Consider the following 12,928-nt stretch of genomic DNA (forward strand, 5'->3'; position numbering starts at 1 on the left):
TGCCATGAAAATATCGTGACCGACGATATCGGGCACATCCTCGCGGCGCCGCTGCCCTGGCATCGGCTCGCGGGAAAAACGGTGGCGGTGACCGGGGCTTCGGGCTTTATCGGCAGCTATCTGGTACGCAGCCTGCTCGCCCTGCACCCGGCCGGCAAAGTGGCGGCACCGGTCAGGGTGATCGCCATCGTCAGGAACCCGGAAAAAGCGGCACGCCGCTTTGCCGATCTCGATGCCGGCGATGCGCTGAGCATTGTCGAGTGCGATCTGTCGCTGCCGGATGGTCTGAACGTCCGGGCAGACTATTTCATTCATGCCGCCAGTCAGGCCAGCCCCCGCTTTTATGGCACCGACCCGGTCGGTACGCTGGCGCCGAATGTCATTGGCAGTTACAAGCTGCTGCAACTGGCCCAGGCCAGCGCGGCCGAGTGCTTTCTGTATATCAGCAGCAGCGAGGTCTACGGCGATACCCGCGACCACAGCCGCCTGAGCGAACAGGACTACGGCGTGATCGACCCGACTGACATCCGTTCCTGCTATGCGGAAAGCAAGCGCATGGGCGAAACGCTGTCGCTGTCGTGGATGCGCCAGTACGGTCTGCCGGTCAGGATCATCCGGCCGTTCCATACCTACGGCCCCGGCATCGATCTGCAGGATGGCCGCGTGTTTGCCGATTTTGTCGCCGATATCGTGCAGCGGCGGGATATCTCGATGAACAGCGATGGCGCCGCCCGTCGCGCGTTCTGCTATATCAGCGACGCGATACGAGGGCTGTTCTACGTGCTGTTCAATGGCCAGGCGGGGTTGCCCTACAACGTTGCCAACCCGGCAGGTGACCTGTCGATCTACGAGCTGGCCCGGCTGCTGACCGGACTCTACCCGGATCTGGGGCTGCAAGTGATCCGCCGCGGCATCGACAGTTCAAAGCCCTACCTGCCGAGCCACTTCGCCAGACTGCTGCCGGACGTCACTCAACTCGAAGCGCTGGGATGGAAGGCAATGGTTCCCCCGGCCGCCGGATTCAAGAAAATGGTGGAAAGTTACTCATGACCCTCGCCAGGCTGTCACAGCAATTCGCAGACCGTACCCTCGGCAAACCCGACTATATTGCCGCCATGCTCGAACAGCACAACAGCCTGTTCGAATACAGCGAGTTCATTGGTCACACCGATATCGAATCAATCGAGATCCGTGAAGGCGGCCCGGTTTTTCATCTGAAGAACATGCCGTTCTCGATGGAATGCCCGGCAGCGGAAGCGCGGGTCGCGCCCATCGAGATCCTGAATTTCAGCCAGTACGAACCGGAATGCATCCGGGCCATCACCCCGCTGCTCGACGGCTGCCGGCAGATTCTCGATATCGGTGCCAACATCGGCTGGTTCTCGCTGTGGTTTTCCGCCGCGCAGCCGGCTGCACATATTCATGCGTTCGAGCCGATGCCGGGCAATTTCGATTACCTGAACCGCAACGTCGCCCGCAACCGGCAGGGTTCGGCGATCAGCCTCTACAACTACGGGCTGTCGGATACCGGCGGTGTCGCCGAGTTCTACCTGTACCCGACCGGCACCACCAATGCCTCGCTCGAAAACGTGTCCTGCGCCGCCGACAGCAAGAAGGTGGTGGGCCTGACCCTGAAGCTGGACGACTGGGCGCAGAATTACCAGGTGGCCCCCGACTTCATCAAGTGCGATGTCGAAGGGGCGGAATTCCTGGTATTCAAGGGCGGGCGAGACACCCTGGCCACGCACAAGCCGGTGGTTTTCACCGAGATGCTGCGCAAGTGGTCGAAGTCCTTCCACTATCACCCCAATGAAGTGATCGGGTTTTTCAGTGAACTCGGCTACGCCTGCTTCAGCATTGGCGAGCGGGGGCTGTCTCCGTTCCAGTCCATGGATGAAAACACGGTGGAGACCAATTTTGTTTTCCTGCATCAGGAAAAACACCGTCAGCAGATCGAATCGACAAGAGAATCACGGTGAACTCCGACCAGCTTGCCAGACAAATCCGGGTACTCGCGCTGCAGATGGTGCACCGCGCCCGGGCATCGCATATCGCCAGCGCGCTGTCCATCGCCGACATCCTTGCGGTCCTGTATGGCGGCGCCATGCGTTTTTCACCGACCGAGCCGCACGCCGCTGACCGCGACCGTTTCATCCTCAGCAAGGGCCACGCCTGCGTCGCCGTCTACGCGGCCCTGGCGGCCCGCGGCGTCATTCCGCTGGAAGCGCTCGACAGCTACGGCCAGGACTTGTCGCCGCTGATGAACCATATCAGCCACAAAGTGACCGGCGTCGAGTTTTCCACCGGCTCGCTCGGCCACGGTCTCCCGTTCGGCGTCGGCAAGGCGCTGGCGGCCAAACGCCGGCATGAGGACTGGCGGACGTTCGTGCAGCTCAGCGACGGCGAAATGGACGAGGGCAGCAACTGGGAAGCCCTGATGTTCGCGGCGCACCACAAGCTGGACAATCTGGTCGCCATCATCGACTACAACAAGCTGCAGAGCATGACCACCATCGCCCGGACTCTGGCGCTGGAGCCGCTGGCCGACAAGCTGCGCGCATTCGGCTGGGCCGTGCGCGAGGCGGACGGGCATGACCATCAGGCCCTGTCGGCCCTGCTGTGCAGCACGCCGTGGGAGCCGGGCAAGCCGTCGATCGTGATTGCACACACGACCAAGGGCAAGGGCGTCAGCTTTATGGAAAACAAGGTCGAGTGGCACTATCGCAGCCCGAACGACGAGCAACTGCGCCTCGCCCTGGCCGAACTGGAACACGACAATGCGTAATGCCTTTATCCATGAACTGATGGCGCTGGCGACGCAGGATCCATCGATTGCGCTGATCGTCGGCGATCTCGGCTATTCCGTCATCGAGCCGTTTGCGGACACCTTTCCCGAGCGCTTCGTCAATGCCGGCGTCGCCGAGCAGAACATGATGGGGCTGGCTGCCGGCATGGCGTCGGAGGGCTATCACGTATTCGTCTACTCGATTGCCAACTTCCCCACCTTCCGCTGCGCGGAGCAGATCCGCAACGATGTCGCCTACCACAAGCTGCCGGTCACGGTCGTGTCCGTGGGCGGCGGACTCGCCTATGGCGGGCTCGGTTACTCGCACCATGCCGTTCAGGACTACGCACTGATGCGCACCCTGCCGAACATGCTGATTGCGGCGCCGGGCGACCCGATGGAAGTGCGCGCCTGCATGCGTTACCTGGCCGCAAACCCGCAGCCATCCTATCTGCGGCTGGGCAAGGCCGGCGAGCCCGAGCTGCACCCGACGGTGCCGGTAGTCGAACCGGGGAAATGGCTGCCGGTGCATGTCCGCCCAGGCGCCACCCGCACCCTGCTGTCCACCGGCGCCACGGCCGAGCGGGCCACCCACTGGTGCGACGAGCCGGCCTTCGCCGACTGCTCGCTGCACTCGATGCCGCTGTGGGGCATGGCAAGCAAGCCGCTGCAGGCGGCGCAACTGGATGCCTGGCAGCAGGTCATCACCGTCGAGGACCATCTGGAAGATGCCGGCTTCGGTGCCTGGCTGCTGGAATCGCTGGACCGTGTGCCGGCGTTGCGCAGCCGACTGGTGCGCAAGGCGCTCGATGCCAGGGTCTGCGGCATGGTCGGCAGTCAGGCGACCCTGAACCGGCTTGGCGGCCTCGACCTCTGAATCCGCGCTACTGAATATCATGCGCCGCTCCCTGAGCGGCGCGGCCCCCGACAAGGACCCTCACCCCATGGCTGTACTGCAAATCTGCATCCCGACCTTCGAACGGCGGGAACACCTGATGAACACCCTGGCGTATCTGGACAGCGAACTCCAGGGCGATCTGCACGACTTCATCAGCGTCCGCATTCTTGACAACGGTTCCGGTTACGACATCCGCGACGCGGTGCAATCGCGTTTTCCGTATGTCCAGGTCGATGTGAATCCGGAAAACATCGGCGCACCGAGCAGTGTGGTTCGCCTGGTGCGGGAGGGCCAGACCGAGTACGTCATGGTCCTCGGCGACGATGACGATTACCGGCCCGGCCTGTTGTCCGCCATCCGCGAACTGCTGGTCCGGCAACAGCCCGACTACATTTTCCTGAACCACCGCGCGGTCTGGCACGACGGCAGGCTGGCGCTGCCGACCCAGTTGCCGCCGGGCGAGATCAACAGCCTGCTGGACATCTTCAACTACACCGGTCCGTGCATGATGTTCCTCGGCGCCAATGTGTACCGGCGCGCCAAGGCAATCGAAGCGCTCGACTGCTACGGCGATGACCTGGCCAAGGCCCATACGCTGCCGTTGTACCTGTCGCTGTACTGCGGGCATCCGGACAATAACGTCGTGATCGAACCGGCCACCTTTATCGACAATATCTGGGGTCGCGACTCGTACTCGCAGGTCAAGACCCGGGTGTTCGCCAAGGATGTCCAGGAAGAACTGATCCGCAGCGCCCGCTTCGGCTACGATCCGCACGCCATCATGGTCGCCATCATGTGCAACCGCGTCTACCGTCCCCACTACGATGTCGCTCCGTCCGACTGGCTGAAGGCCTTCGCCTGACTGCCGGCACCCTGCAATGAAAAACCCCGGTCAGCGATGGTGCTGACCGGGGTTTTTCATTTACTGCAGATTACTGGTATTCGCTCATCGGCGGGCAGCTGCACACCAGGTTGCGGTCACCGTACACATCGTCGATGCGGTTCACGAACGGCCAGAACTTGTTCTCTGCCACATACGGCAGCGGGAACAGGCCCTGTTCGCGCGGGTACGGGCGCGTCCATTCACCGGTCACGTCGGCAATGCTGTGCGGCGCATGCTTCAGCGGGTTGTCGTCACGCGGCCATTCGCCGTCGCCGACCTTGCGGATTTCCTCACGGATCGCCAGCAGCGCGTCGATAAAGCGTTCCAGCTCGGCGCGCGATTCGCTTTCGGTCGGCTCGATCATGATGGTGCCGGCCACCGGGAAGCTCATGGTCGGCGCGTGGAAACCGTAGTCCATCAGCCGCTTGGCGACGTCGACTTCAGTGATGCCGGTTTCCGCCTTCAGCGGACGCAGGTCAACGATGCACTCGTGGGCGACACGGCCGTTCGCATCACGGTACAGGATCGGGTAGGCCCCTTCCAGCCGCCTGGCGACATAGTTCGCACTCAGCAGGGCAACCTGGGTAGCACGGCGCAGGCCGGCGCCCCCCATCATGCGGATGTACATCCAGCTGATCGGCAGGATCGAGGCGCTGCCGAACGGCGCGGCCGACACCGCACTCTGCCCTTCCGAGCCATTGGCGATCGGCGTCACCGCATGGTTCGGCGCGAACGGCGCCAGATGCGCCTTCATGCCGATCGGGCCCACGCCCGGGCCGCCGCCGCCGTGCGGGATGCAGAAGGTCTTGTGCAGGTTCATGTGCGACACGTCGGCACCGATATCGGCCGGGCGTACCAGACCGACCAGGGCATTCAGGTTGGCGCCGTCGAAATAGACCTGGCCGCCATGCGCATGCACGGTGTCGATAATGTCGCGGATCGCCGCCTCGAACACGCCGTGGGTCGACGGATAGGTCAGCATCAGGCAGGCCAGCGTATCGCGGTACTGTTCAGCCTTGGCCTTCAGATCGGCAACGTCGATATTGCCGTTGTCGTCGCAGGCGACCGGCACCACTTCCATGCCCATCATCTGCGCGCTGGCCGGGTTGGTGCCGTGGGCCGAGGTCGGGATCAGGCAGATCCTGCGCGCCTGCTGGCCCTTGCTGTCCAGATAGCGACGGATGCACAGCAGGCCGGCATATTCACCCTGGGCACCGGAATTCGGCTGCAGGCTGATGGCGTCGAAACCGGTGATGGCCTTCAGCTGTTCGGACAGGCCGTCGACCAGCTCCAGATAGCCCTGAACCTGGTCGCGCGGGGCGAACGGATGCACGCCACCGAAGGCAGGCCAGGTGATCGGCGTCATTTCGCTGGCCGCATTCAGCTTCATGGTGCAGCTGCCGAGCGGGATCATGGCGTGATCGAGTGCCAGGTCGCGGTTTTGCAGTTTCTTCAGATAACGCATCATTTCGGTTTCGCTGTGATGCGAATTGAAGACCGGATGCGTCAGATAGGCCGATTCGCGCTTCAGCGCGGCCGGGAACTGGTCGGCGACGCGGGCGTCCAGCGCGGCCACATCGACCGTCTTGCCGGTGACGAAGCGCACCAGTTCGACCACATCGGCGCCGGTGGCGACTTCGTGGAAGGCGACGGCGACGGTGCCGGCATCGACGCGGCGCAGGTTGTAGCCGGCCACACGTGCGGTGGCGAGCACCGATTCGGTGGCGGCGCCGGTCTGCACGCGCACGGTGTCGAAGAAGGTCTGGCTGGCGACATGGCCGCCGCTGGCGCGCACGCCGTCAGCGAACAGGCAGGCCAGGCGGTGCACGCGCGCGGCAATGCGCTTGATGCCGGCCGGGCCGTGATAGGTGGCGAAGAAGCCGGCCATATTGGCCAGCAGCACCTGCGAGGTGCAGATATTCGAGTTGGCCTTCTCGCGGCGGATATGCTGTTCGCGGGTCTGCAGTGCCATGCGCAGGGCACGCTTGCCCCTGGCGTCGATCGACACGCCGATCAGGCGCCCCGGGGTCGAACGCTTGTGCGCGTCGCGGCTGGCAAAATAGGCCGCATGCGGGCCGCCGAAGCCCATCGGGATGCCGAAGCGCTGGGTGGTGCCGACGGCGATGTCGGCGCCCATTTCACCCGGCGACTTCAGCAGGGCCAGGGCCAGGATGTCAGCCGCCACGGTGACGATGGCGCCCTTCTGCTGCGCCGCGGCGATATAGGTGCTCAGGTCACTGACTTCACCGTCCGCGCCCGGGTACTGGAACAGCGCGCCGAACAGCTCATGATTGACCGCTTCTTCCGGATGACCGCTGACCAGTTCAAAGCCGAATTCGGCCGCGCGCGTTTTCAGCACGTCGAAGGTCTGCGGCAGCACCTGGCTGTCAACGAAGAACACCTGCCCGCGTGCCTTCGACACCCGGCGCGCCATCGCCATCGCTTCGGCGGCGGCCGTGGCTTCGTCGAGCAGCGAGGCATTGGCCAGTTCCAGCCCGGTCATGTCGATGACCATCTGCTGGAAGTTCAGCAGCGCTTCCAGCCGGCCCTGGGCGATTTCGGCCTGGTACGGCGTATAGGCGGTGTACCAGCCGGGGTTTTCCGTCACATTGCGCAGAATCACGTTCGGCGTCAGCGTCGGGTGGTAGCCGAGCCCGATAAAGGACCTGGCCAGGACATTCTTGCCGGCGATGCCGGCCAGCTCGGCGAGGGCGACATGCTCGGGGATGGCGCCGGGCAGCGGCAGCGGATCGGCGCGCAGGATGTCGGCCGGCACGGTCTGGGTGGTCAGCTGGTCCAGCGAATCGAGGCCGAGGACGGCGAGCATGGCGCTCACGTCAGCATCGCTCGGGCCGATATGCCGCGCGACAAAGGCGTCGGTGTGTTCGAGTTGTTGCAGCGTAGTCATGGCGGAAACAGTACGTTCGTGGTCGGGGCAATCGTGCGGGCAACGTGCAACGGGCCGTGCAACAGCACGGCCCGCCAGGCGTTTTAGCCCACTTCCTTCGCGTAAGCGTCGGCGTCGAGCAGCGAGTCGACGTCGGCGGCATTGGCCGGCTTCATCTTGAAGAACCAGCCTTCGCCATACGGGTCGGTATTGGCGGTGTCCGGCGCGCTTTCCAGCGCGGCGTTCACTTCGATCACTTCACCGGCCAGCGGGCTGTACACATCGCTGGCGGCCTTGACCGATTCGACCACGCCGGCGCCGGCGCCATCGGCCAGCACGCTGCCGACGGCCGGCAGCTCAACGTAGACGATGTCGCCCAGCAGTTCCTGTGCGTGATGGGTGATGCCGATGGTCACGGTGCCGTCGGCTTCGCGACGGATCCACTCGTGGCTGGCAACGTACTTCAGATCGGCGGGGATGTGGCTCATGGATAACTCCGTTAGATTCGATTTTCGACCGGCGGGTACTGCCCGCCCGCCATACTGACAAAAAAGGGGGCGCCGTGACAGCAGTCACGGCAGAGACAGCAAAACGGCGCCGTCACCGGCACCGTTTCCGTTTATTCGCAGACTTTCTTGCCGTTGCGGACGAACGGCATTTTCACCACCCGGGCCGGCACGCGCTGGCCACGGATATCGACCGCCACCGTGGCACCGGTCGCGGCCGGCACGCGGGCAATCGCAATCGACTGCTTCAGCGTCGGCGAGAAGGTCCCGCTGGTGATCACGCCCTCGCCGAGGCCGTCGACCAGCACGGTCATGCCTTCGCGCAGCACGCCGCGCCCCTCGAGCACCAGACCGACCTGCTTCAGCTTCGGGCCGGCGGCCTTCAGCGCCTCAACCGGCTTGCGGCCGATAAAGTCGCGCGCCGGGTCTTTCAGGTCCAGCGTCCAGCCCATGCCGGCTTCGAGCGGACTGACGTTGTCGTCCATGTCGTGGCCATACAGGTTCATGCCGGCTTCGAGACGCAGGGTGTCGCGAGCGCCAAGACCGGTCGGCTGCACGCCGGCTGCCAGCAGATCGCGCCACAGGCCGGCGGCTTCGGCCGCCGGCAGGATGATTTCCAGTCCGTCTTCGCCGGTATAACCGGTACGGGCGATAAACCAGCCATCCGCGCCATTGTTGAACGGCAGGCCCTGGAACACGCTCAGCGCGCGGACCCGGTCGGCCATGGCCGGCTGAGCGGCACAGAAGCGGTCGATGGCGGTCGGGCCCTGAACGGCGAGCATGGCCAGGTCCGGGCGTTCGGTCAGCGTGGCGGCATAGCCTTCGATCTGGCGGCGCATCCACGCCAGATCCTTGTCGCGGGTGCCGGCGTTGACGACCACGCGGTAGCCCCAGTCGGTCAGATAGACGATCAGGTCGTCAATCACACCGCCGGCTTCGTTCAGCATGCCGGCATACAGCGCCTTGCCGACCGGCGCGAGTTTGTCGATGTCGTTGGCGATCAGGTGACGCAGGTAGTCGCGCGCGCCCTCTCCGGTCAGGTCAACCACGGTCATGTGCGATACGTCGAACATGCCGGCATCCTGACGAACGATCTCGTGCTCCTTGAGCTGCGAGCCGTAATGGATGGGCATGTCCCAGCCGGCGAACGGAACCATTTTGGCGCCGGCTTCGATATGCAGGGCGTGGAACGGGGTGGTGAGGAGCGATGCGGTCATGTCGGGCCAATATCAAAGGGGCAATGGACGATTGACACCCCTCTGTCCCGGCACCTGAGATTTTCCGGCGGGGCGAACCGTTTTCAGGTCCGGCGTCCCGTCGTTAGCCCCTTCGGTGTGCGCCGTGCTGGCGGCGCCGCTCTCCAGAGTGATTGGCACAATGCAGCCGTGCCGTGCATGCAGTCCATTTGCCTGAGCGATTGTGCGGGTGCGCTTGCGCCTTCGGCGGTGGTCGTGTTTCCACGCCACACTCTCCTGCATGCCCGCGCATTATCGGGCCGGTCCGGTCGCGATGCAACCGTCTCAGTGCGCAGCGGCGATCTGCTCGAAAAAGTGCAGCATGGCGGCCTGCTGCTGCGCGTATTGCCACGGTCCGAGCTGGCTGGCCAGCGCCAGCGCCCGGGCCTCGGACCCGGCCTGATCGGCAACCGAATCACGTATTGCCTCGGCCCAGCGTGTGCTGTCGGCAGCCGGCAGGATGCGCTGCTGCCATTCAGGGGTAGCCGGCAGCAGCTCGGACGCGCCGACATGGTCGCCAAGCAGCACCGGCGTGCCGCAGGCCATCGCCTCCAGCGCCACCAGACCGAACTCCTCGATATGGGCCGGCAGCACGAACAGGTCCAGCGCCGGATACAGCATGGCCACATTGTCCATGACCGGCGAGTGGATGACCCGGTTGCCGATGCCGAGCCGCTCCGCCTGCTGGCGGTAGCTGTCGAAGCGGTCCTTGCCGACCACCAGGAAGCGCCAGTCCCGGTCCGGCGCCAGCGCCACCAGTTTCGCCGCTGCGTCGATAAAGCCGGCAACATTGCGCTTGCTGAAGTCACCGGACGTCACCAGCCCGACCAGAGTGGCCGACAGATCGACGCCGACTGCCGCACGCCCGGCCAGACGCCGGGCCGCGCGATCGTCGGTGTTGAACTGCCCCGCGTCATAACCGGGGTGAAACACCCGGACCTTGTCGGCGGGGATGCCGTAGCGACGGATGACCTCGTCGCCCATCATCCGCGAATTGACGCCGATAACGTCGAACGCCTGCGCCGACAGGATGCGGTCGTGCAGCAGCGCAACCTCGTGCCCGGCCGGCAGCGGCTTGCCGTGGATCTTCTGCGAGGCCAGATGCACGCAGTTGTGCAGGAACAGTACGTTCGGGGTTTCGGCATCGCCATGACTGATCAGCAGGTCGGGGTGATGACGGCGGCACCATGCCTGCACGCGCAGATTGAACCACTGGCGGCGAAAGGCACCGCGCAGTGGCCAGCGCCAGAGGCGAACCAGTTCGCAATCGCGCTCGGCCACCAGCGCCTCGTTGGCGCGTTCGGCCAGCAGGGTCACCCGGTAGCCCGCCTGTCGCAGCAGCGCCGCCTGTGAAAAGGCAACCCGGCTGGCACCGGTGTTCTTCTCCAGCTGGCGAATGGCGATGACGGCGTGTCTGGCGGACATGGTGTGACCCGGTAAAGAGTGGAATGCGGCGGTGATTCTAGCACCCGGGAAACGAAAACCGCGCCAGCAGGCGCGGTAAAGAGGTCAGCCAGGATAGGCCGGAAGGTACTTAGTAATACTCGATGCCGTCGATCTCGGTCGTCACGATGGTGCCGGCCTGACCCTCGACGATCTTCTCGATATCCTCGAGTGCACCGATGACCGCGCGCTTGCCGGTCATCGTGGCGAACTCGGCGGCGGCTTCGACCTTCGGCCCCATCGAGCCGGCCGCAAAGCCGAGCTTGATCAGCGCGTCCGGGTTCGCACGCTTGATCGCCTTCTGGTCCGGCTTGCCCCAGTTGATGAACACGGCCTTCACGTCGGTTGCGACCACAAAGTAATCGGCCTCGACTTCACGCGCCAGCAGCGACGATGCCAGGTCCTTGTCGATCACCGCTTCGACGCCTTCCAGTTTCTTGCCGCCTTCGTCGTACATGGTCGGAATGCCGCCACCACCGGCCGCGATCACCACCACACCCTTTTCAATCAGCCACTTGATCGGGCGCATTTCGAAAATGCGCTTCGGTTTCGGGCTCGGCACCACGCGACGGAAGTATTCGCCATCGGCCTTGACCGTCCAGCCATTCGCGGCGGCGACCTTGTCCGCTTCTTCCTTCGAGTACACCGGGCCGACGAACTTGGTCGGGTTGGCAAACGCCGGGTCTTTCGGATCGACCTCGGTCATGGTCAGGATGGTGGCCAGCGGCACTTCGAACGGCAGTTCGTTGCCCAGCTCCTGTTCCATCATGTAGCCGATCATGCCTTCGGTCTGGGCGCCGAGCACATCGAGCGGATACGGCGTGACCTTGTCGTCGACGTGACGGGCATAGGCCTCGTTCTGCAGCCCGAGCAGGCCGACCTGCGGCCCGTTGCCGTGGGCCAGGACGAGCTCGTGGTGCTTGGCGACCTGCGCCAGTTGCTTGGCGGCGACTCTGACGTTCTTCCGCTGGTTGTCGGCGGTCATTACCTCACCGCGGCGTTGCAGGGCGTTACCGCCCAGTGCGACCACAACTCTGCTCATGTCCAACTCCTTTGTCGAAGGGCAACGATGCCCACCTGTCCGTCACCGCACCGGCTGGTGCGGGAAAGGCTTGCGGAAACCGGCCCGTCGGCGGTTGTCTGCCATACCCTGAACGCATTCTAGGGGGCGCCGGCCGACTCCCGGCAGGCCGGCCGCGACAATCGCTTGTCCCGGCGCGACACTGGCCGGATCACCGGCGTTCTGCCCCCTCCCGACCGTTTCCGGTCAGGCGCCGAGCGTGGCCACCATGATGGCCTTGATGGTGTGCATGCGGTTCTCGGCCTGCTCGAACGCAATGCACGCCGGGCTTTCGAACACGTCATCGGTCACTTCAATGCCCTTGGCGAACTCCGGGTACTGCTGCTCGATCTGCTTGCCAACCTTGGTCTCGGTGTTGTGGAAGGCCGGCAGGCAGTGCATGAATTTTGTCTGCGGATTGCCGGTCGCTTCCAGCAGTGCCTTGTTGACCTGGAACGGCTTCAGGATCGAGATGCGCTCGCCCCATTTTTCGATCGGCTCGCCCATCGACACCCAGACGTCGGTGTGGATGAAGTCAACGCCCTTGACCGCGGCTTTCGGGTCATCGGTCACCAGCAGGCGCGCGCCGGTTTCCTTGGCGATTTCCCTGGCCTTGACCACCAGTTTTTCGTCCGGCTGCAGATCCTTCGGGCCACCGATGCGCACGTCCATGCCCAGCAGGCAACCGATGATCATCAGCGAATGGCCCATATTGTTGCGGGCATCGCCGACATAGGCGTAAGCGATCTGCGACAGCGGCTTGTCGCTGTGCTCGGTCATGGTCAGCACGTCAGCCAGCATCTGGGTCGGGTGCCATTCGTCGGTCAGGCCGTTGTAGACCGGCACACCGGCATAGTCGGCCAGTTCCTGCACCAGTTCCTGGCTGAAGCCGCGGTACTCGATGGCATCGAACATGCGGCCCAGTACGCGGGCGGTGTCCTTCATCGATTCCTTGTGGCCGATCTGCGAACCGCTCGGTTCGAGATAGGTCACATTGGCGCCCTGGTCATGGGCCGCCACTTCGAACGCGCAGCGGGTGCGGGTCGAGGTCTTTTCAAAGATCAGCGCGATGTTCTTGCCCTTCATGCGCGGCTGCTCGGTGCCGTTGTACTTGGCGCGCTTCAGGTCGCGGGCCAGGTCGAGCAGATAGCGGATTTCACGCGGGGTGAAATCGAGTTCCTTGAGGAAGTGGCGATTGCGCAGATTGAAAGCCATGTTGTTTCTCCAGAAT

Annotated in this window: 11 protein-coding genes and 2 riboswitches; of the genes, 5 read left to right on the top strand and 6 right to left on the bottom strand. The window is 64.2% G+C overall.

What is annotated here, in order from left to right; genetic code table 11:
- Positions 1 to 15: 15 nt before the first annotated feature.
- From DFO50_RS00190 to DFO50_RS00210, 5 genes are all read left to right on the top strand, one after another.
- Complete coding sequence (locus DFO50_RS00190) at positions 16 to 1,050, top strand: NAD-dependent epimerase/dehydratase family protein (protein WP_199489708.1); 1,035 nt, start codon at positions 16 to 18, stop codon at positions 1,048 to 1,050.
- On the top strand, positions 1,047 to 1,979 hold the full coding sequence (locus DFO50_RS00195) for an FkbM family methyltransferase (RefSeq protein ID WP_158537376.1): 933 nt from the start codon (positions 1,047 to 1,049) through the stop codon (positions 1,977 to 1,979). Before DFO50_RS00190 ends, DFO50_RS00195 begins: the two co-directional genes overlap by 4 nt.
- Positions 1,976 to 2,785, top strand: a complete 810-nt coding sequence (locus DFO50_RS00200) for a transketolase (protein ID WP_233495150.1) — start codon at positions 1,976 to 1,978, stop codon at positions 2,783 to 2,785. The genes DFO50_RS00195 and DFO50_RS00200 overlap by 4 nt, the downstream gene beginning before the upstream one ends.
- A complete protein-coding gene (locus DFO50_RS00205; RefSeq protein WP_107888736.1) occupies positions 2,778 to 3,662 on the top strand; it encodes a transketolase family protein in 885 nt (294 codons plus the stop codon). The genes DFO50_RS00200 and DFO50_RS00205 overlap by 8 nt, the downstream gene beginning before the upstream one ends.
- Before the next feature lie 67 nt (positions 3,663 to 3,729).
- On the top strand, positions 3,730 to 4,545 hold the full coding sequence (locus DFO50_RS00210; protein ID WP_158537377.1) for a glycosyltransferase family 2 protein: 816 nt from the start codon (positions 3,730 to 3,732) through the stop codon (positions 4,543 to 4,545).
- 70 nt (positions 4,546 to 4,615) lie between these two features.
- Here DFO50_RS00210 and gcvP read toward each other — a convergent pair whose 3' ends face one another.
- The 6 genes from gcvP to DFO50_RS00240 all read right to left on the bottom strand — a co-directional run bounded on the left by gcvP (position 4,616) and on the right by DFO50_RS00240 (position 12,912).
- Positions 4,616 to 7,474 (bottom strand): aminomethyl-transferring glycine dehydrogenase, encoded by a 2,859-nt coding sequence (gene gcvP / locus DFO50_RS00215; RefSeq protein WP_107888738.1) that lies wholly within the window; start codon positions 7,472 to 7,474, stop codon positions 4,616 to 4,618.
- An 83-nt stretch (positions 7,475 to 7,557) separates the two neighbouring features.
- A complete protein-coding gene (gcvH, locus tag DFO50_RS00220) occupies positions 7,558 to 7,941 on the bottom strand; it encodes a glycine cleavage system protein GcvH (RefSeq protein WP_112691886.1) in 384 nt (127 codons plus the stop codon).
- Positions 7,942 to 8,072: 131 nt separating this feature from the next.
- Positions 8,073 to 9,176 carry a glycine cleavage system aminomethyltransferase GcvT gene (gene gcvT / locus DFO50_RS00225; RefSeq protein WP_107888739.1) on the bottom strand — a complete coding sequence of 368 codons (1,104 nt, stop codon included), beginning with the start codon at positions 9,174 to 9,176 and terminating at the stop codon, positions 8,073 to 8,075.
- 32 nt (positions 9,177 to 9,208) lie between these two features.
- Positions 9,209 to 9,333, bottom strand: a riboswitch (glycine riboswitch).
- A gap of 13 nt (positions 9,334 to 9,346) precedes the next feature.
- Positions 9,347 to 9,444, bottom strand: a riboswitch (glycine riboswitch).
- 35 nt (positions 9,445 to 9,479) lie between these two features.
- Positions 9,480 to 10,619 carry a glycosyltransferase family 4 protein gene (locus tag DFO50_RS00230; RefSeq protein ID WP_112691887.1) on the bottom strand — a complete coding sequence of 380 codons (1,140 nt, stop codon included), beginning with the start codon at positions 10,617 to 10,619 and terminating at the stop codon, positions 9,480 to 9,482.
- A gap of 109 nt (positions 10,620 to 10,728) precedes the next feature.
- A complete protein-coding gene (gene arcC / locus DFO50_RS00235) occupies positions 10,729 to 11,679 on the bottom strand; it encodes a carbamate kinase (RefSeq protein WP_036385049.1) in 951 nt (316 codons plus the stop codon).
- Positions 11,680 to 11,904: 225 nt separating this feature from the next.
- A complete protein-coding gene (locus DFO50_RS00240) occupies positions 11,905 to 12,912 on the bottom strand; it encodes an ornithine carbamoyltransferase (RefSeq protein ID WP_107888741.1) in 1,008 nt (335 codons plus the stop codon).
- Positions 12,913 to 12,928 lie beyond the last annotated feature (16 nt).

Source organism: Microvirgula sp. AG722, from assembly GCF_003269145.1.
Taxonomy (GTDB): Bacteria; Pseudomonadota; Gammaproteobacteria; order Burkholderiales; family Aquaspirillaceae; genus Microvirgula; species Microvirgula aerodenitrificans.